We start from the raw sequence: 17692 nt of genomic DNA, 5'->3' as shown, positions 1-17692 counted from the left end.
ATTGGATTTCAGTGTGTTCTTTTTCTGGCAATCAGTTCGATGGTATCACCATAGGCAAATTGGTTTGCATATAGCCGATACAGCCATTCAGGGAGTTTGCCTCGGAGGCCTAAATCCCGGTAGGAGTGATACGACATAGGTCTAACATAGTTCACGTCAAAGCCAAGGATTGACAAGAGTTTTTTCAGGGAGTGGACTGAGTAGTCAAAAAAGTGGTCAGAGGGATGGGTCAAAAACCATTCCTTGGGATTAGTCTCAAAACTTGGCCCAAAACTAGAAGGAACTGCCAAATACAAAAACCCACCAGGTTGTAACCAAGACAACAATCGCCTCCAAATCCCTTCGATGTCTTCAATGTGTTCGATCACAAAAAAGGCAGAAACCACAGAGAAGGATTCTTTCCATTCCTCCTCTCCTACTGATAGGACAGACCTTTTTTCGACATCCAGACCCAATGTGTTTTGTGAATATTCCACTTCTTTTGGAGAGAGTTCGAGGCCCCTCGTTCGGAATCCGGCAATCCTTGCTTCGTCTAAAAAAAATCCAGCAGCAGAACCAATCTCGAGGAGTGTTTGCTTTGGTATCGCTGTCCTATCACTGGTGCCAACGTTTGCCACAGGTGAAAGAGGAGAAAACTTTGCTAAGTTTGCGAGCCTGCGTTTTGCCATGTCACGAAGGTTTGGTTCATCTTCGTAATAGGACTTTTTGTATTGAGACATGTATTCTTCCATAAAATAACTATCCCCGTACTCTCTTTGTTTTGCGGGAAGAAATCGCAAAACACCTGTATGCTGGCAGATTTCGTAATATTCTGGGAATTTACGATGTGGGATAAAATCAAACAAACTCAATAAAAGGTTCTCTTTTTGGATTCCAAGGATTTTTCATATTGGGCACGAGCCGCTCGTTTGTTTTCATAAGCTTCTGTCAAACTGGGATTTAAATCAATGGCAGTTTGGAAACTGGAAAGTGCCCGTTTGAATTCCCCATTTTTAAAATAACAAACACCCAAATAATTATGTGCTTTGGAAGAAATGGTAGGTGTCACATCCGAACGGGTGATGACAGTTAACTCTTCAATCGCTTTCTCTCTGTCCACAAGCGAACCCGAATCGATGAGGATTTTGGATAAAACTAACCTTGATTCCATATCCTCAGGGTCGATGTGGGTGGCACGAAAGGCTTCTTCTTTTGCCTTTCTTGAAAGCCCTGAGTTTCCACTACTCGCATAACTTAAGGCAAGTTTTCTATGAGCGAGTTTGATTTCTTTTGGATCCTTAGCATTTTCCAACACATACACTAACATCTTTTCGGCGGCAGGGTAATTTTTGGTTTGGATGTAAACATCAGCCAGTTTCAGTCTTGCTTCATAGAGTTCTGGTTTCCAAGCAATCGCTTCTTCGTATTCGGAAATAGCTTCGCTATAAAAACGGTTTTCTAAATAATAATCGGCGATGGCAAGTCTTGACGGAACATGATTCGGATCCAGGGCTTGGGACTTTCGTAAGGACTCGATTGCCATCGTTGGTTTTCCCGCGTGTAAATAGGAAAGACCCAAATTGTAATAGGCTGATTGGTTTTTGGGATTTAAAGCAAGGGCTCCTTCAAAGGCCGCTATACTTTCCGAGTACCGTTCCATTTCATCCAAGATGATCCCTAAATTCACATAGGCTGTTTCTGAATACGTATCCCCAGGGGTAAGGCGGATGATCCTACGAAATAAACTCTCCGCTTCCACAAGTTCCCCTTTTTTATAATAAAGCTCAGCAAGAGCAAAAAGGGAATCCACATCCGAAGGTTTTAAGAGTAACGCTTTTTTTAAAGCAGTGATTGCCATATTGGTTTGTCCCATGGACAAAAACGCATCAGCGATGTAACGATACACCTCTGGTTCGTTTGCATTCGAATCGAGTGCCTTTTGGAAGTATTTGGCCGCCTCTTCTGGGACTTTTTTCTTCAAATACACCAAACCTAAGTTATAGTAAGCTTTGGCATCTCCCGTTTTCAGGCGAATCACTTCTCGGAAGTAATACTCAGCACGGTCATAGTCTTCTCTTTGGTAAAAGATGGTTCCCAGGTGGCCATAAGACAAAACAGCAGTTTGGGAATTCGGTGCCGTTTGTACCACTTTTTGGAACTCGGAGATAGCTTCGGCCATATTCCCTTGTTTTAGATAACTGATCGCAAGGTTATAGGTAAGTGTGACATCACTTGGAGCAAGAGCTTGTCCTTCTTTATAAGCTTCAATGGCACTTGCCGGGTCTCCAATTTCTTGGAACAAATTCCCTTGTAAGAGGGCCACACGGTAGTCGTTAGGTGCAATTTCTTTGGCACGCTGGGCGGCACGCCTTGCTTCTTCAAATTTCCCTGCGTGTTTGAAAGCGAGGGACAAATTATAAAAGGCAAAATAGTTTTTGGAATCGTATTGGATGGCTTTTTCCAATCGTTCGATGGCATTGATGTAACGCCCTGCTTCATCATACATCACCCCAAGCACAGTCAGGGCAATGGATTTGTCTTCGTCACTGCCAGGGGAATTGAGAAACTCTTCACAAACCGTGCCCACTCGGTTCACATAACGGTTGTGATAGGCATTGAGACAGGCTGCAAGTTTCGGATTCACCGAATCATCTGGCAGATACGGTTTATCGACAAGAAGGCTCAGTGCTTTTTTATCTGTGGGAAGGTCTTTTAGGACTTTGGCAATTTCTTCAGGATTTTGTTTTTTTTGTAAATACCACCAGTAGGCGGCGGTTAAGAAACCAAGGATCAGTAAAACAAGAAACGACCAAAACAAAAACGATAAAACTGGTCGCCTTACCGTTGTTTCTGATTCATAAGTTGTTTCTTTTTCTTTTCCCAGGTTCCTTAAGTATGGATCTTCCTGGTAATAACTTGGCTTGGAGGTTTGTTCCTCAATGCGAAAGCGGTTTTTTTGGATAGGATCCATTTCTTTTGTTAGTGGGACTCTTTTGTTAAGATCTCCTTCTTATAGAAGGCATCGAGTAGTCCGTTGATGAATTGTGCAGATTCGTCTGTTTCAAATTCCTTTGTGAGTTCCACCGCTTCGTTGATGACAACAGGTGCTGCAAGGAAAGGTTCCTTTTGCAAACTCAGGATTGATAAACGCAAAATACAACGATTGACAACGGAAATACGCGAAAGTTCCCAATTCTCCGAATACTTCTTAATAAGAGTATCGATCGCTTTTCGATTTTCGACCACTCCTTTCACAAGAAAGACAGCATAATCCTTTTCTTCTCGGGTGATTTTTTTGTCGTACCAATCAAATTTCATGGCACGATCGGGGTCTGTTCCCACTAAATCAATTTGGTAGAGGCACATGAGGGCAAGGCTACGCCCACGGTGTCTAGAACTCATCCGATCTCTTTGAAAAGATTTGCCATTTCAATGGCTGTTGTTGCTGCTTCGTATCCTTTGTTTCCCGCTTTGGTCCCTGCTCGTTCAATTGCTTGTTCGATGGATTCTGTGGTGATGACACCAAAGATCACAGGAACGGATCCATCTGCTACGGATCCTACTTTTGCTGCTTCCCCAGACACTAAGTCATAGTGAGAAGTAGCTCCACGGATCACAGCACCGAGGCAAACGATGGCAGAGAATTGGTATTTTTTAGATTGTAAGACTCGTTTGACAGTTTGCGGGAGCTCAAATGCTCCTGGAACATAGATGACGGTCACATCAGAGTCAGCTACTCCATGTTGTCTGTAAGCGTCTTTTGCCCCTTTTAAGAGGGACTCGGTAATGAATTCATTGAACTTTGAAACGATGACACAATGTTTTTGTCCGTTTCCAATTCGTGTGCCTTCCAATAAAGCTGTCATGTATCCAAGTTCCAAAAGAGGGGTTATTTCGCAAGACGAATGACGAGGGTAATTTTACCATCCGGATTTTCCACGACTTCAAAACCATCTCGTTCCAGTGCCTTTTTGGCTCGGTAAATGGCCAAATTCACAACATTGGTTTTGTCATCCGCTTGTTTTTGTGGTTCCCGTTTCATAGGCCCCCCTCTTACTTTTTAAGTTCGGAGTCGGACATAGTGAATCTTAAATACCAATGACTTTACAAGCGAGAATTGTTTTCCTCTTATGTCATATAGGATGAAAATGAAGAAAAAGAAATCTGTTAAGAAGGCCAAAAAGAGAAAACCGGTTGTATACACCGAAAAGGATTTTATCGTAAAACCGTCTTCTGTTCCCAATATTGGTATGGGACTTTTCACCAAACAAACATTATATAAGGGTGATACCGTTGGTTATTACATGGGTAAAATCATTACCGATGAACAAGCGGAATCGAATAAATATGTAGATTCAAAATACCTACTTTGGATCTGTAAAGATTGGTGGATTTACGGGGAAGGACGCGAGTCAAATTACACTCGTTATATCAACCACTCGTCAAAACCCAACGCGGAACTCATCACGTCTGTTCGTTGGAAAACAGCTAGGTTTAAAGTCTTAAAAACCATCAAAGAAGGCGAAGAAATCTTTTTTGATTATGGAAAGGATTATTGGGATAATGTAGATTTCAAACCAAAGTGATTTGGTGTTCCACTTGCACAGAAGAACCAAAACCCGCAAAAACAGTTTTTATTTTGCGGGTGAATCTATGATCGATTTTGTTTTATAAAATGCCTTGGCCAAATCCAGAAGGTTTTCGGGTCACCTCGGCTTTATCAGCTCGTTCTAGAGTTTCCACATACCGAATGACCGAATCATCCATACGGAAAACTCCTTCCTGGGTTTCGCGGTGGTTCCATTGGCAGAACACAACATTTGCCAATACGAACAATGCGATGAGAACTAAGGGAAAACGGTAAAAATTCGTCATACATACCCTCCGATCTCTTCCAGTTTCCAAAACCTAGTTTCTCTAGGCAATTTCTTTTAGAATGATTCTAGCAAAAATCTTCCGGTCTGATGTCCGGGAAGGCATTATTTTCGGCTTCGGCAGCCTCGAGAACGGTCAGGTCAATGGGACCTGTGAGCATAGCCTCGAGAGTGAGAAACAAATTGGTGTGCACATTGGTACGACGGACCGCATACTCCACCATGGTTCCCGTTTTCATGATGAAGGCCCAGTCACTACTTTGTAAGAGTAGGAGTTCCCTTCCCATTTGTTTTAGGATGCGGATTTGTGTTTCTGTTCCTGATCCAAATTCATGAACTCGTTTGTGCATCCGAATGCTAAGGTCATGGATGAGGGGATAAATCCAATCATTGGTTTCATTTAACCAAACATCACCATACCCATTTTCCCCCCAACTCGACATCTTCATTTCCACAGATTGTACCCTTGGTAACGCACGTGCCGCTTCCAGTGGGTGGGAAAGTTGGATGGTGTTTTGGTTGAAGTGGATTTTTTTAAATAAAAATTCGATGAACTGTGGGCCTTCATACCACCAGTGACCATATAACTCGGCGTCATACGGAGAAACTACCACTGACGGTTGTTTGTTTGTTGCAAACAAATGTTCTGCTTGTTTGATTCGATTGCGTAAAAAATCTTCAGCATGGTTTCCACAAGCTTCCATTGCCCAATCAGGGTGGTAGTATGCTTTGTCCCCCGTTTTTCCTGTGATGCGGTAGTATTTGATACTCGTATTGATGCGGATCCCATTCGAATGAAGGTAAGGAGAGATATCTTCCCAAGGAAGGTCATGACCGATGTCACGGTAGTATTCTCGGTAACGGAAGTCCCCAGGGTATCCATCGATCGAACTCCATACTTGTTTGCTACTCTCGGGGTCTCGGCCAAATGCAAAAACACCATACCCCACTTCCACGGGTGCATAGACTCCAAACTTGGGTCTTGGGCTTGCATGCGTAATGCCATGTGTGTCCACAAAAAAATAACGAAAGCCCTCTCGATCGAGTTCCTCTTCTAATGATTCCGTATAACCACATTCCGATAGCCAAATCCCTTTTGGGTCCCTACCCCAAATCCTACGAAAAGTCCTGCGTCCATTTTTCAATTGGGAACGAAAGACCGACTTTTCAGAATCATAAAATGGTAAAAAGGCGTGAGTGGCAGGGCTTGTCATCGCTTCGAGTTCACCCGATTCGATAAACGGCAAAAACAATTTCGTCAAATCTCCGTTAGCTTCCTCGAAGATTGATTCCGTATCTAAAAAATGTTCCAGATACCTTGTTGCCAAATAGTGTAAATGCGGATCCGACTTTGTTCGTTTGGTTTCGTGACCTGCAAGTGAGATCAGGTTTTTGATGTACTTACGGAATTGATTTTGTAAATACGGGTCCACTAACATTTGTGAGAGTGTCGGTGTAAACGACATGGTAATCCGAATCCGAACTGATTCTTTTTTTAAATTACGAAACACACGAATCAGAGGGATATAGGTTTCGAGGATGGCTTCGTTTAACCAATTTTCTTCAATAAAAGGAGTGTCATAACCAGGGTGTCTAACGAATGGTAGGTGGGCATGTAATACAAAAACCAAATGCCCCTTGATCGAATGGTTCATCCAAGAATTCCCTTTCCAGAACCCGACCCATTGGCAAAAGGAAAATTTTCATTTGGCAAAGAATCTTGGTTTGCCTGTTTGTTTCTTGGGTTTACATAATATCCACTTGCGTTTGTTTCTCGAAAGTAAAATTCACCACTCGGGCTTTGGGTGACAAGTCCTGCGCTAATCCATTCAGGGTGGATCCATTCTTTGTCCAATCGAAAAGACTCAGTACCCAGTGGTAAGTCTTTCCCAGTAGAATGTAAGGACGGAATTTCCTTTTCTAAATAAGAAACAAAAATGGTGCATTGAATCATTTTCACAGGAAACATAAACTTGAGATAATACGATTCTGTAAAGGGAGGAAGGTCGTACCATTCCACACGGTCACTCCCAAAAACATTTTGGTATTCTACTTTCAAACGAAACTTTAGAACATCGGTAGTTTGCACTTCCAATTCTTTGGTCATTCGTTCTAAGGTGTTTTCTGAAAATTTCCAAAAGACAAACGCTTCTTTCGGCGACCGAACTAGTACCTTAATTAAATCTTCAGTTGGGTAACTGGGATGTTTTGTATATTTGGAATCATTGTAAATTTTAGGAAGTTTGTTTGGTGGCAAAGATCGAGTTTCACTCGGTGGTTTTACGAGTTCTTTTTTAGAAAGTACCTTGGATTCATCTTTTGCCTTAGGTTTTGCAGGAGATGCTGATTTTTTTTTGGCCACTTTTTTTTTGGCGGCTTTCTCTTTCTTTTCTTCCTCTGCCATGCATACAAGGAGTATGCCTCGAAACACCCACCTTCAATTCTTTTTTATTTGACGTTAGCTTTTTTTCCAAAATACAATCATTCCATACCAAATTGGGACAAACTATGAAAATCAATTATACTTGGAAACATTTAGACCGATCCGAAGCTGCTGAAAAATACGCAGATGAAAAACTAGAACGAGTGACAAAATTCGTACAAAAAGTTGTATCTTGTGAAGTTTCCTTTGAAGCCATCCATGGAGAAATCAACGCTAACCTCAAGTTACACGCTGATGGAAATAATTTTAACGCACACAACCAAGACAAAGACATTTACGTGTGTATCGATGGTTTAGAAGACAAAATCATCTCCCAAACAAGCAAACACCACGACAAAAAAAGCCAACACTAATCTCTAATGATCCAGAAGTCGGAAGAAGCACTTACCTATCTTGGAAATGGTGAGTTTCAAACTGCTAAATCTATCTTTTCTGTACTTCTGGATCGTGATCCCGAGGACATTGCCACCATCAGTGGATTTTATATCGCAAGTTTTTGGGACCACAGACTCGATCTCATTTTAAAAACAAGGGAAGGAAAGGAACGGGGAAAATTACTCCTCCAACTTTTTTCTGATTTTGAAACGGAAGTGCGAAAACGTGGGTTTCAAAACACAGACAGTTTTATTGTCACACAAGATTGTATCTTAAAAGAAGCAAGAGACCATCTCAAACTTGCTTACCAATGGGAAGGATCAAATGCTCTCGACAAAGAGTTGCTAGGTGACCTCGCCCGAAGTCTCATCAAAATCCAAGACTATTCGATGGCCATTGAAGTACTTTTATATGGTGGGAATAAACAATCACCTGTCCTTTTGTATTATCTAGCAGAATCCCAGGTGATGACTGGAAAAGAAAAAGAAGGTATCGATAATTACCGCATTGCCTTTTTAAATGACCCACAACTCTTTCCCTATACCATTGTACGCTGGCCACCTTTACTCCAACTCATCGAAAAAGCAAATTCCTTTAGCCAAAAAGAAGAAGATATGAAAGAACTCGTGCCTGTACTTGCATGGAGAGAAGGACTCTTTGTCACCGGTGGCAAAAAAGATGAAGGTACCATTCAGATTTGGTTTAGTGAATTAAAACGCCTAACAGAGAGTAAAGAAAGGAGTGGGGGGAGTTTTCGATTGGAAGCAAGGATTGAACAATTTGCCCTTGCCATCCTCAAAACTGCTGACGACATCCGTTCACGGGATGCCGTTTTGTTTGCTAAAAACTTAGTTTAATTTTAGTTTCTAAATTATTTTTCTACGGATTCAATGAGGAGATGGAGCTCTTCAGCTGCAGCATCCCTACCTGTTTTTTCGTAGTAAAGTTCGAGTTCGCGAAGTCCATAGACGGAACCTGGTGCCGAACGTAAATGATCGAGTAACACTCGTTTTTGGTAAGGTTCACTTAAATCAATGCTTGTAGGTTCATATTGGTAATTGTTTTGTTCAATCACAACTCCAGCAGAATCATTTTTTGTGAAGGTAGTTTCCGATTGGGAACGGTTTAAGAGAACAAATACCAAACTCACAGCCATCACAGCTGAAAAGGAATACTGAACTGTGCGGTTTTCAATGAGATCCCGGAAGGAGAAGGAGGTTTTTTCTGTGGGACGATCAATGGAAACTGATTCTAGGAGGTTCAGCAATCTGACATCAAAGTCATTTGACATTCGAGGCAGGATGGTATCTTCCTTTTCCTTGATGTGTTGGAACAGAGAACAAATTTTATTCTCTAAAACCACTGAATCCGTGTCTTCTGGGAAAAGACCTGGGTATTGAGCACGAAACCAATCTTTTAAATTCATAAACCTATTTTTCAAAGAAACCTTCTCCTTTTTCGTCTTTCTGGATGAGGTGCTTTAAAAACTCCTTCGCCTTAAAGAGACGACTCTTAACCGTTCCAACATTACATTCCATAATCTCGGCAATTTCGTTATAAGAAAGGTTTTCAAAATAACGAAGTTCGAGAACTTGTTTGTAGGAATCTTCTAAGAGTGCAATCTTACTCATTAGATAACTCGATTCTTCAGAAAGTTCCAATTTTTTTTCATATCCGACACGGGAATCCACAAATTGGTTATCCCCTGAGTCATCCATGGGTTTTTCACGCCCGCGTTTCTTTTTGGCAAGTAAGTCTTTGGACTTATTGACCACAATGCGGTAGAGCCAAGTGTAAACGCCTGCCTCGGCACGGAAGTTTTGGATGGATTTGTAACCAGAAATGAGAGCGTCTTGGACAATGTCTTCGGCGTCATCGCCGTCTTTGACCATGGAAACTGCTTTTCGGAAGAGTCTCTCTCGGAAAGGAGAGACAAGTGTCATATAGGCAGTCGGATCCCCTGCTTTGATTTTTTGGAGCAGGATTTTTTCCTTCTCACGCAGGGTCATGTTTTTGCCTTCTAAGGGTCTTGGCATCAGAACCTAGAATTTCGAAAGCGATAAATCAATCAATGTTTTTCGGATTCGTTTGGCAGTTTAGATCCTATGGAACATGGTCTCTAGGTCTTTTCGTGTCAGTTTGATGAGTGTTGGCCGACCGTGAGGGCATAGGGAAGGATTTTCGCAGTACGAAAGCCTTTGTAAGAGTTCCCCAATGATGGGGTCTGAGACTTGGTCCCCTTTTTTGATGGCAGAGCGACACGCGACACATTTTGCCATTTCGTCATACAACTCTCTTTCTTCTGGGTCTTTGGACTTGAACCGCTCCCAAAGGTCGAGGATAGTTTCCGTTTCTTTCCCGGGATCAATATAAGAAGGAACCTCTCGGATGAGGATTGTACCTCCCGAAAAAGGTTCGAGGGTGATCCCAAGTTCACTAAACCTTTGTTTTTCTGCGATCATCTCTTCGGCTTCTTCTTTTGTGAGCTCGAGACGAATGGGAGTGAGTAGGCTTTGGGATTTATAGGCTTTCGATTTGAGATCCCGTAATACTTCCTCATAACGGATCCGTTCGTGGGCCGTGTGTTGGTCAATGATGTAGAGACCATCTTCCGCTTCGGCTAGGATAAAGGTTTCAAAAATCACACCGAAGTGTTTTTTGGGAACAAACAAATGGTGTTTGGATAAATTTTCACCTAATAAATGTAAGTTTGTACCAGCCCCTATTCCTTCTAGCGAAAATCCAGACCTTCCTTCGATGGAACTCGGTCCAAGGAGTGGACTTCCTTCGGTTTGATTCCCAAAGTGGGATGAGGACCCACTGCCCAATCCAAATCCCAATCCTCCTTCACCAAACGAAGATTCATTCCTATTGTTATCATATGGAATGGGCATCGATAACCTTCGGCGCATTTCTAAAAATTCCACAGGAGTGGATGTGCGTAAAACTTCCGTGATGCCTTGGTAAAGGATCCCTGTGATGGTTTCTTCTGATAAAAACCGAACTTCTTTTTTTTGGGGGTGGACGTTCACATCCACAAATTCACGAGGGAGGTCAAAAAACAAAAATGCATAGGGAAAGGCACCACTAGGTAATAACTCTCCATAACAACGTTTGAGAATTTGTGCTGAAAATTTGAGTTCCACGGAACGGTTGTTCACAAAAAAGAACTGACCCGTCCTTGAAGATTTATAAAAATCTGGATGGGAGATATATCCTCGTAAGGTCATCCCATTCCGACTTGTATTTACTGGTAAAAGATGATCACGGAGATTTTCACCATAAATGGAAAGCACTCGCTCCAGTGGTTCTTCTTTTTGGACAAAAAATACTTCCTTTCCATTTTGTACGTACCGAAAGCTGATGTTCGGTTCTCCGAGTGCCATGGTCTGTACTCTCGTTCTATTTTTTTTCTCTTCCCCTGATTCGGTTTTTAAAAATTTCCGCCTAACGGGCGTATTATAGAATAAATCTTTGATCTCAATTTTTGTCCCTTGGAAAAACGGGATCTCTTCTTCGGAAACAATTTTCCCCTCTTCAACCACCACACGGTTTGCAGTGCGGTTTCCCTCCGTTCCAGACTCAATCACAAGCCTTGCCACGGAAGCGATGGAAGCAAGTGCTTCCCCCCGAAACCCAAAGGTAAAGAGGTGTTCTAAGTCATGGAAGTTTTGGATTTTACTTGTGGCATACCGTTTGATGGCAAGAGGTAGATCCTCTTTTGTGATCCCATGTCCATCGTCGGAAACAAGGATACGGCCAAGGCCAGCACTTTCCGTTGCGATTTCAATTTTGGAAGCACCTGCATCGATGGAATTTTCTATGAGTTCTTTTAAGATGGAATGTGTGGATTCAATGACTTCTCCCGCTGCAATTTGGTTGATGAGGTCGGGAGAAAGGGAATGGATGATGCCCATATTGGGCAAGCTTGGGAGGGGAAACCTCCCTTTCTATTACATTTTAGTGGGACTTACAAGAAGAACAAGTGCCAGAAACCACAATGTCAATGTGGTCTGCCACAAATCCCATCGCTTTCCAGTCTGTGCTTTCGTCCAGTTTGAGTGCAGGAACGTCAAGGATGGTCCCACAAGAATGGCAAATCAAATGCGAATGGTCGTCAAGGAAGGCATCATAACGAACGGATTCCGATTCAATATTGAGTTTGTTCACGAGTTTGTGGCCTACTAAATACTCGAGAGAATTGTAAACAGTGGCAAAACTGATTTTATCTGCTTTGTCCCTGACCGACTCAAATACCATTTTTGCAGTTGGATGGTCGTGTCTTTCTTTCAAGTCTTGTAAAATCAATTCTCTGTGTTTTGTCAGTGCTTTCATAGGAAATCCCTTTCCCTAATGAGACTCTCAAAAATAGTGTGGGGTCAATTGGAATTTCGATTTTAGAATCCTTCCAGAAATTGATATTTGTCAATACGGAGCCATTATGCCAGTAGCAACAGACCAATTTAAATCTTCTCTCTCCCATTGGGCGTCGGGTGTATCCGTCATTACCTATGCATCAAAGACCATAAAAGGAGGAGTGACTGTTTCTAGTTTTTCTTCTGTTTCCTTAGAACCACCGTTAGTTTTATTTTGTCTGGCAAAACATTCCAAGGCAAAAGAAGCCATCGAAACGGCTGGAAACTTTGCTGTGAATATTCTTTCTGCCGAACAAAAACAAATTTCCGCTGATTTTGCTTCTGGTTCTCTGGACAAAGCGGTTGTTTTGGAAGGCCTAAACCCAGGAACTCTTTCCACCGGAGCTCCCATCTTAGAGGGTGCATTAGCTTCTTTGGATTGCCTGGTGCACCAAATCATCGATGCAGGTGATCATTGGATTTTCCTCGGACTTGTGGAAGCTGTGGCCACAAAGGAAGGTTCACCCCTTCTCTATTTCAATCGCAATTATAGAGAACTCATTTAAGGATATACCATGGAAAAAGAGAAAGTCAGTCTGGAAGAAGCAAAAGAACACGGACTTACCGAAACTGAATTTGTTGAAATTCAAAAAATCTTAGGAAGGATTCCCAATTCAACAGAACTCGGAATTTTTTCTGCCATGTGGTCGGAACACTGCTCTTATAAAAATTCAATCTTAAAACTAAAAACCCTTCCTACAAAATCTGACAAACTCCTAGCACAAGCTGGAGAAGAAAACGCTGGAGCCATGGACATTGGGGATGGCCTTGCGGTTGTATTTAAAATTGAAAGTCACAACCATCCAACGGCTGTGGAACCTTACCAAGGTGCCGCAACTGGCGTTGGTGGGATCATGCGTGATATTTTTACGATGGGTGCACGCCCCATCACTTCCCTCAACTCACTTCGGTTTGGTGATCCAAAAGAACCTCGCAATAAATACTTACTCACTCGTGCGGTCAAAGGGATTGGTGATTATGGGAACTCTCTCGGAATCGCTGTGGGTGGTGGTGAACTTTTTATCCACCCTACCTTTACTAAAAATCCACTTGTGAATGCAATGACTGTGGGAATCGCCAAACACGATGAAATGGCTTCTGCTTCTACCAAAGGCCAAGTGGGAAACAAAGTGTACATTGTTGGTGCGACGACTGGTCGTGACGGGATCCATGGTGCAAGTTTTGCTTCCAAAGACCTTACCAAAGAATCAGAAGAAAAACGTTCCGCCGTTCAGGTGGGAGATCCCTTTATGGAAAAACTTCTGATGGAAGCATCCCTCGAAGCCATACAAAAGAAACTCCTTGTCGGAATCCAAGATATGGGTGCAGCAGGAATCTCTTGTGCCACGTCTGAAATGAGTGCCAAAGGAAAAACGGGAATGGATGTGGATTTAGACAAAGTCCCACTCCGCGAAGGGGACATGAATGCCTATGAAATCATGTTATCCGAATCCCAAGAACGTATGCTTGTGATCCCAGAAGTGGGAAAAGAAGGAGAACTTGTTTCCATCTTCCACAAATGGGGGTTAAATGCAGTTGAGATCGGAACTGTCACTGGTGACGGAATTTTGCGCATTCGTAAAAACGGATCTCTCAAAGCGGAAATCCCAGCGGAATCCCTTGTCCTTGGTGGTGGTGCCCCAAGGTATGTGAGGGAAGAAAAAAGACCATCTTACTTAGATGAGGTGGTAAAATTTGATCCAAACAAAATCCCCGATCTAAAACCTGACACAGTCCCTCAATCTCTCAATAGTCTACTATCTTCCCTAAACATCAGTTCCAGAAGGCCACTTTACGAACAATACGACACAGAAGTGGGTCTTGTCAAAGTAGTAGAACCTGGTGAAGACGGTGGTCTTGTCCGAATCCCTGGAACCAAAAAAGGGATTGCTGTCGCCACAGACTGTAACTCACGTTATACCTATTTAAACCCATACGAAGGGGCACAAATTGCGGTTTGTGAATCGGCAAGAAACGTTGCAGCAACAGGTGCCGAACCTTATGGGGTGACAAACAACCTCAACTTTGGAAATCCCTACATCCCAGAAAACTATTATGTGTTCAGTGAATGTGTGAGAGGCCTTGGGGATGCATGTCGTTTCCTAGGACTCCCTGTTACGGGTGGAAACGTTTCCTTTTACAACGAATCCCCCGAAGGACCTGTGTTTCCAACACCTACCATTGGTATGGTGGGAGTGATTGATGATGTATCGAAAGGACTACGCACCTACCCCAAAACAGACGAAGGAGTGAAGTATGCACTTGTTGGTGATTTTTTACCCACAATTTCTGCCTCTGAGTATTTGTACAGGTCCCAAGGCCTTGATACAGGTGCCATTCCAAAAATATCGTTAGCAAAAGAAAAACAAACCATTGATGCCCTGATCCAATGCCGCAAACAAGGAATTTTGACCTCCGCCAAAGACTTGTCACTCGGTGGCCTCCTTGTAGCACTCGCAAAAATTGTGATTGTTGGGAAAAAAGGAATCGAAGCCAACCTAAGTGAATTACAAACAAAAATTCCAAGGTTAGATACTTTGTGTTTTGGTGAAACAGGTGCTAGTTTTATTGTGAGTTATCTACCAAAGGATGAAGCAAAAGTGAAAGAATCGTTTGAAAAGAATGGTTTGTCATTTTATTCCTTAGGAACATCAAGTTCTAAAAACTCCCTTTCCGTCAAAGGAGAGGGTTTTCATTGGGAATGGACAACCAAATCACTTGAAGTGGAATTTGAAAGTGGATTAAAATCCTATTTCGAATAGACAAGTTTCAAATTACAGGGAGGATATGCCAGATGCGTGTTCTTCCTGTTTGGTTCCTTTTTCTCATTTTCACAATCCAATGTACAAGTCTTGCAAAACGCCAAGACTATGAAGATTCCCTTCGTTCTTACAAAAAAGCAGCGATTGACAATGCACTCACAACGTTACCTCGAAACGAACGAAAAGGTTTTATTGCTGTATTAGAAAAAGCTCATCTTTCCTTTCTTTCTGGAGGAAGAGAATTCCAAGACTTGGAATCTCTCGCAGAAGCAAGTAAAGAACGCCTACGATTTAGTGCTTCTAGAACTCTAAAATCATTTTTTTATATGGAATCAGAAGATGGATATTATGCATCAGAAGCAGAAATCATCTACTTACACATCTTACTAGGACTCTACTATTCACGAGTGGAACAATATGAAAAAGCAAAAATCCAAGCAAGGTATGCTGGTAATTTGTTAAGTGGAGAATGGAGCGCAGAAGGCCAGTTTGATGACCCCACCTTACGGTTATTACTTGCAACTCTATGGCTTTCAACTGGTGCCAGAGAAGAAGCGATGGTGGATTTTCGTAGAGCGACTCAAATGAAACCACAATCTTCAACAATTCGTTCGTTTGCAAACGAGATGGTTCCAATGGATGGTGAGTTTATCTTTGTGTTTGGGGGTCCAGGTGCCGAACCAGAAATGGATCCTTCTGCCAATCTCAATTTTATCCGTGGTCTAAGGAATCTGAAGTTTACAACTTCTGGAAAACAAAGTTCTCTCCTACTTGTCGACAAATCCAAATCCATCCAATTGAGTTTAGAAAAAGGAACATTGGGATGGTACGAACGCCATCTCATCCGAGACAATGAAATCGCAGAACTCGTCCAAGATTCTAAATACTTCCAATTGATGTCTGCAACAGCAATCAAGGAAGGAACAAAAGGGACTCTTAAGATCACAGGTTCCATCCTTGCTGGTGTGACTGTCATTGCACTCGGTGCTGGAATTGTGTATATAGGTGCAGAAATACGCTCAGGTGAAGTGATGGGACTTGGATTTGTTACCATGGTTGCTGGGTTTCAACTAGGTCGTGAATGGATTGGCAGGTCCATCCACCAAACCAAAACAAATATCAAAGAAGATTTGGATGTATCCAATGAATACAGATATGTCCGTTTTTTCCCTGAATATGTGTGGATTGGTAAATCAAAAACAAAATTAAACGAACCAACCTTGACTTCAAACCAAGGCCCTGTCACTTACCACCTTACGCCCGCTATGGGGAAAATCAAAGTTAGGTTTGGATTTGTTCCGGATGTTCAGAACCCGTAACCTTCTACTCGGCTTTTTTTAAGAAAGTTAGTTTGTTCACTCCAAACGATTTGATTCGTTTCCAAACTCACAAGAAAAAGAGTCACTGTGATGTATTGAATTTTTGTTCCTGATTCGAAATTAACTACTTCATTGATCTCACCTTTAATTTGATGGGATGGGGACTTAAACTTTCCAACTGCCAAACGAGAATCGGAAGAAACCATTCCTGTTTTTCCAAATGCCATTTCTTTGGTTGCATCTTCCCGAACAGAGGTATCAACAAAAGGAATCTTATCTTTTGTAAGTTGGTTTAGAATTTCATTGGTAATTAGTTTTGTATCAATATGTTCCGACGTACTATTCTGTAACTTTCTCCATTCTAAAAAACCAGTCTTCATTTCTGTTTTATAATATACTGATAAAGAATGGCTCATACTTTTTACAGTTTCTTTTACTTCCACAACCCCCCATTGTTTGGTGGCCTTGGCGTTTTCTGGTTTTTGGTAAGATGTCGCAGTCGAACAACTAACAAGAATAAACGATACGAAAAAAATTAAAAATTTCTGATGCATAGGTGTTAGTTTGGGATGGGAATTGGAGTTTGGCAAGAAGTTTGCGGTGGTATCCCCGCCCGATTTTGGGTGGGGAACTGGACCCGCCACCCAATGAGTCTCCTCTACCATGAAGTCTCATTTTTCACAATCGTTTCCCTTCAATTCCTTATTTTTTTGAAAACTTGTTCATCTTTTGGCCGGCTTATGGTTTTGGCGCCTCATTCGATCCAACACCAAACCGTTCTCGTGACAGGACCAGGCTACTCAGGGGTGCGCGTTCGCTCCCGTCTGCCATGGGCAGACCAAGCCCTCCGTATCCTTGGCGCAAACTCAATCTATTAGGGTTTGTTTCCTAGATTCGAAGAAATATTGTCTTGAAAGTTTTGTTTCCATTGGCATACTTCAGCATTAATATATGGGCAAATTCATCTTTCGTTTCAGTTTATTCCTTATCCTACTCGCGATTCTGTTTGCGGGTTATACTTGGCTTACCCTCACTTGGAGTTATTCGGAAGGAGACCGTGCCGGTTACATCCAAAAACTCTCCAAAAAAGGTTGGGTTTGTAAAACTTGGGAAGGTGAAATGGCACTTGTGACCATGCCAGGTACAATGACCGAAAAGTTTTATTTCAGCATCCGTGATGAATCGATAGCCGAACATTTAAACGGTTCTATTGGTAAACGTGTGGTATTAGAATACGAAGAACACATTGGTGTTCCCTTCAGTTGTTTTGCTGAAACCAGATATTTTGTAACGGGTGTAAAAACGGTTGGAGAAGTCCCTCCTCTCTAAAATTTCCTCACAAACAAACGACCACCAAACGTGTATTCATCGATGTTGGTCGTTTTTCCTTTTGCATCCAACGTTTATTTGAATGTTTCCATTCCTCCCTCTACTCGATTACTACCGTTCCAACATTTGATTTTCATTGAGTAACCGTTGGATTCGCTATGGTTTTAGAACCGATCTTAAATATTTTTTTCGAATT

At 42.1% G+C, this 17692-nt stretch carries 20 protein-coding genes; 7 read left to right on the top strand and 13 right to left on the bottom strand.

What is annotated here, in order from left to right:
• Window positions 1-8: 8 nt before the first annotated feature.
• The 5 genes from ND855_RS05660 to ND855_RS05640 are packed head-to-tail and all read right to left on the bottom strand — an operon-like array spanning window position 9 to window position 4021.
• On the bottom strand, window positions 9-851 hold the full coding sequence (locus ND855_RS05660) for a class I SAM-dependent methyltransferase (protein WP_265355940.1): 843 nt from the start codon (window positions 849-851) through the stop codon (window positions 9-11).
• Window positions 848-2950 (bottom strand): tetratricopeptide repeat protein, encoded by a 2103-nt coding sequence (locus tag ND855_RS05655; protein WP_265357553.1) that lies wholly within the window; start codon window positions 2948-2950, stop codon window positions 848-850. The genes ND855_RS05660 and ND855_RS05655 overlap by 4 nt, the downstream gene beginning before the upstream one ends.
• Window positions 2951-2958: 8 nt before the next feature.
• Complete coding sequence (nusB, locus tag ND855_RS05650; protein WP_100719589.1) at window positions 2959-3381, bottom strand: transcription antitermination factor NusB; 423 nt, start codon at window positions 3379-3381, stop codon at window positions 2959-2961.
• A complete protein-coding gene (gene ribH, locus ND855_RS05645; RefSeq protein WP_100719588.1) occupies window positions 3378-3845 on the bottom strand; it encodes a 6,7-dimethyl-8-ribityllumazine synthase in 468 nt (155 codons plus the stop codon). Before ribH ends, nusB begins: the two co-directional genes overlap by 4 nt.
• Window positions 3846-3868: 23 nt before the next feature.
• Window positions 3869-4021 carry a hypothetical protein gene (locus ND855_RS05640; RefSeq protein WP_265357552.1) on the bottom strand — a complete coding sequence of 51 codons (153 nt, stop codon included), beginning with the start codon at window positions 4019-4021 and terminating at the stop codon, window positions 3869-3871.
• A 100-nt stretch (window positions 4022-4121) separates the two neighbouring features.
• Here ND855_RS05640 and ND855_RS05635 point away from each other — a divergent pair, with 100 nt between their 5' ends.
• Entirely contained in the window at window positions 4122-4565 is a 444-nt protein-coding gene (locus ND855_RS05635; protein WP_174705010.1) for an SET domain-containing protein, read from the top strand.
• 82 nt (window positions 4566-4647) lie between these two features.
• Here ND855_RS05635 and ND855_RS05630 read toward each other — a convergent pair whose 3' ends face one another.
• From ND855_RS05630 to ND855_RS05620, 3 genes are all read right to left on the bottom strand, one after another.
• Window positions 4648-4854 carry a hypothetical protein gene (locus tag ND855_RS05630; protein ID WP_100719586.1) on the bottom strand — a complete coding sequence of 69 codons (207 nt, stop codon included), beginning with the start codon at window positions 4852-4854 and terminating at the stop codon, window positions 4648-4650.
• A 67-nt stretch (window positions 4855-4921) separates the two neighbouring features.
• Window positions 4922-6508 (bottom strand): glycoside hydrolase family 57 protein, encoded by a 1587-nt coding sequence (locus tag ND855_RS05625; RefSeq protein WP_265357551.1) that lies wholly within the window; start codon window positions 6506-6508, stop codon window positions 4922-4924.
• A complete protein-coding gene (locus ND855_RS05620) occupies window positions 6505-7257 on the bottom strand; it encodes a hypothetical protein (protein WP_265357550.1) in 753 nt (250 codons plus the stop codon). The genes ND855_RS05625 and ND855_RS05620 overlap by 4 nt, the downstream gene beginning before the upstream one ends.
• Window positions 7258-7361: 104 nt before the next feature.
• On the opposite strand from ND855_RS05620, the gene hpf reads away from it, so the two are divergent.
• On the top strand, window positions 7362-7649 hold the full coding sequence (gene hpf, locus ND855_RS05615) for a ribosome hibernation-promoting factor, HPF/YfiA family (RefSeq protein WP_100719583.1): 288 nt from the start codon (window positions 7362-7364) through the stop codon (window positions 7647-7649).
• Between the two features lie 6 nt (window positions 7650-7655).
• The gene (locus ND855_RS05610) at window positions 7656-8528 is read left to right on the top strand and encodes a hypothetical protein (RefSeq protein ID WP_265357549.1); all 873 of its coding nucleotides are present in this window, start codon (window positions 7656-7658) and stop codon (window positions 8526-8528) included.
• Between the two features lie 14 nt (window positions 8529-8542).
• On the opposite strand, the gene ND855_RS05605 is transcribed toward ND855_RS05610, so the two are convergent.
• Genes ND855_RS05605 through ND855_RS05590 form a run of 4 tightly spaced genes read right to left on the bottom strand, consistent with a single transcriptional unit; the run spans window position 8543 to window position 12006 of the window.
• A complete protein-coding gene (locus ND855_RS05605) occupies window positions 8543-9097 on the bottom strand; it encodes an LIMLP_12425 family protein (protein WP_265357548.1) in 555 nt (184 codons plus the stop codon).
• Between the two features lie 4 nt (window positions 9098-9101).
• Window positions 9102-9707, bottom strand: coding sequence for an RNA polymerase sigma factor (locus tag ND855_RS05600; RefSeq protein ID WP_233440819.1), 606 nt, complete (start codon window positions 9705-9707; stop codon window positions 9102-9104).
• A 60-nt stretch (window positions 9708-9767) separates the two neighbouring features.
• The gene (mutL, locus tag ND855_RS05595) at window positions 9768-11588 is read right to left on the bottom strand and encodes a DNA mismatch repair endonuclease MutL (protein WP_265357547.1); all 1821 of its coding nucleotides are present in this window, start codon (window positions 11586-11588) and stop codon (window positions 9768-9770) included.
• A 43-nt stretch (window positions 11589-11631) separates the two neighbouring features.
• Entirely contained in the window at window positions 11632-12006 is a 375-nt protein-coding gene (locus ND855_RS05590) for a Fur family transcriptional regulator (RefSeq protein WP_100727276.1), read from the bottom strand.
• Between the two features lie 106 nt (window positions 12007-12112).
• On the opposite strand from ND855_RS05590, the gene ND855_RS05585 reads away from it, so the two are divergent.
• The 3 genes from ND855_RS05585 to ND855_RS05575 are packed head-to-tail and all read left to right on the top strand — an operon-like array spanning window position 12113 to window position 16167.
• Window positions 12113-12592 (top strand): flavin reductase family protein, encoded by a 480-nt coding sequence (locus ND855_RS05585; protein ID WP_265357546.1) that lies wholly within the window; start codon window positions 12113-12115, stop codon window positions 12590-12592.
• A gap of 9 nt (window positions 12593-12601) precedes the next feature.
• Window positions 12602-14848 (top strand): phosphoribosylformylglycinamidine synthase subunit PurL, encoded by a 2247-nt coding sequence (gene purL / locus ND855_RS05580; protein WP_265357545.1) that lies wholly within the window; start codon window positions 12602-12604, stop codon window positions 14846-14848.
• 32 nt (window positions 14849-14880) lie between these two features.
• Window positions 14881-16167, top strand: a complete 1287-nt coding sequence (locus ND855_RS05575; RefSeq protein WP_265357544.1) for a hypothetical protein — start codon at window positions 14881-14883, stop codon at window positions 16165-16167.
• Here ND855_RS05575 and ND855_RS05570 read toward each other — a convergent pair.
• Window positions 16155-16832 (bottom strand): penicillin-binding protein activator LpoB, encoded by a 678-nt coding sequence (locus ND855_RS05570; RefSeq protein WP_265357543.1) that lies wholly within the window; start codon window positions 16830-16832, stop codon window positions 16155-16157. The two genes, ND855_RS05575 and ND855_RS05570, sit on opposite strands and share 13 nt — an antisense overlap.
• A gap of 286 nt (window positions 16833-17118) precedes the next feature.
• Between ND855_RS05570 and ND855_RS05565 the strand changes: the two genes are divergently transcribed.
• Window positions 17119-17496, top strand: a complete 378-nt coding sequence (locus tag ND855_RS05565) for a hypothetical protein (protein ID WP_265357542.1) — start codon at window positions 17119-17121, stop codon at window positions 17494-17496.
• Window positions 17497-17692: the final 196 nt, after the last annotated feature.

This window comes from Leptospira paudalimensis (assembly GCF_026151345.1).
Lineage (GTDB): Bacteria > Spirochaetota > Leptospiria > Leptospirales > Leptospiraceae > Leptospira_A > Leptospira_A paudalimensis.
The sequence above is the reverse complement of the archived record's forward strand: the minus strand, read 5'-3'. Positions and strand labels throughout refer to the sequence as shown.

Coding starts and splice junctions, on each gene's coding strand:
- ND855_RS05655 (WP_265357553.1), bottom strand. CDS start 2,950: ATGGATCCTATCCAAAAAAACCGCTTTCGCATTGAGGAACAAACCTCC.
- nusB (WP_100719589.1), bottom strand. CDS start 3,381: ATGAGTTCTAGACACCGTGGGCGTAGCCTTGCCCTCATGTGCCTCTAC.
- ribH (WP_100719588.1), bottom strand. CDS start 3,845: ATGACAGCTTTATTGGAAGGCACACGAATTGGAAACGGACAAAAACAT.
- ND855_RS05640 (WP_265357552.1), bottom strand. CDS start 4,021: ATGAAACGGGAACCACAAAAACAAGCGGATGACAAAACCAATGTTGTG.
- ND855_RS05635 (WP_174705010.1), top strand. CDS start 4,122: ATGAAAATGAAGAAAAAGAAATCTGTTAAGAAGGCCAAAAAGAGAAAA.
- ND855_RS05630 (WP_100719586.1), bottom strand. CDS start 4,854: ATGACGAATTTTTACCGTTTTCCCTTAGTTCTCATCGCATTGTTCGTA.
- ND855_RS05625 (WP_265357551.1), bottom strand. CDS start 6,508: ATGAACCATTCGATCAAGGGGCATTTGGTTTTTGTATTACATGCCCAC.
- ND855_RS05620 (WP_265357550.1), bottom strand. CDS start 7,257: ATGGCAGAGGAAGAAAAGAAAGAGAAAGCCGCCAAAAAAAAAGTGGCC.
- hpf (WP_100719583.1), top strand. CDS start 7,362: ATGAAAATCAATTATACTTGGAAACATTTAGACCGATCCGAAGCTGCT.
- ND855_RS05610 (WP_265357549.1), top strand. CDS start 7,656: ATGATCCAGAAGTCGGAAGAAGCACTTACCTATCTTGGAAATGGTGAG.
- ND855_RS05605 (WP_265357548.1), bottom strand. CDS start 9,097: ATGAATTTAAAAGATTGGTTTCGTGCTCAATACCCAGGTCTTTTCCCA.
- ND855_RS05600 (WP_233440819.1), bottom strand. CDS start 9,707: ATGCCAAGACCCTTAGAAGGCAAAAACATGACCCTGCGTGAGAAGGAA.
- mutL (WP_265357547.1), bottom strand. CDS start 11,588: ATGGGCATCATCCATTCCCTTTCTCCCGACCTCATCAACCAAATTGCA.
- ND855_RS05590 (WP_100727276.1), bottom strand. CDS start 12,006: ATGAAAGCACTGACAAAACACAGAGAATTGATTTTACAAGACTTGAAA.
- ND855_RS05585 (WP_265357546.1), top strand. CDS start 12,113: ATGCCAGTAGCAACAGACCAATTTAAATCTTCTCTCTCCCATTGGGCG.
- purL (WP_265357545.1), top strand. CDS start 12,602: ATGGAAAAAGAGAAAGTCAGTCTGGAAGAAGCAAAAGAACACGGACTT.
- ND855_RS05575 (WP_265357544.1), top strand. CDS start 14,881: ATGCGTGTTCTTCCTGTTTGGTTCCTTTTTCTCATTTTCACAATCCAA.
- ND855_RS05570 (WP_265357543.1), bottom strand. CDS start 16,832: ATGGTAGAGGAGACTCATTGGGTGGCGGGTCCAGTTCCCCACCCAAAA.
- ND855_RS05565 (WP_265357542.1), top strand. CDS start 17,119: ATGGGCAAATTCATCTTTCGTTTCAGTTTATTCCTTATCCTACTCGCG.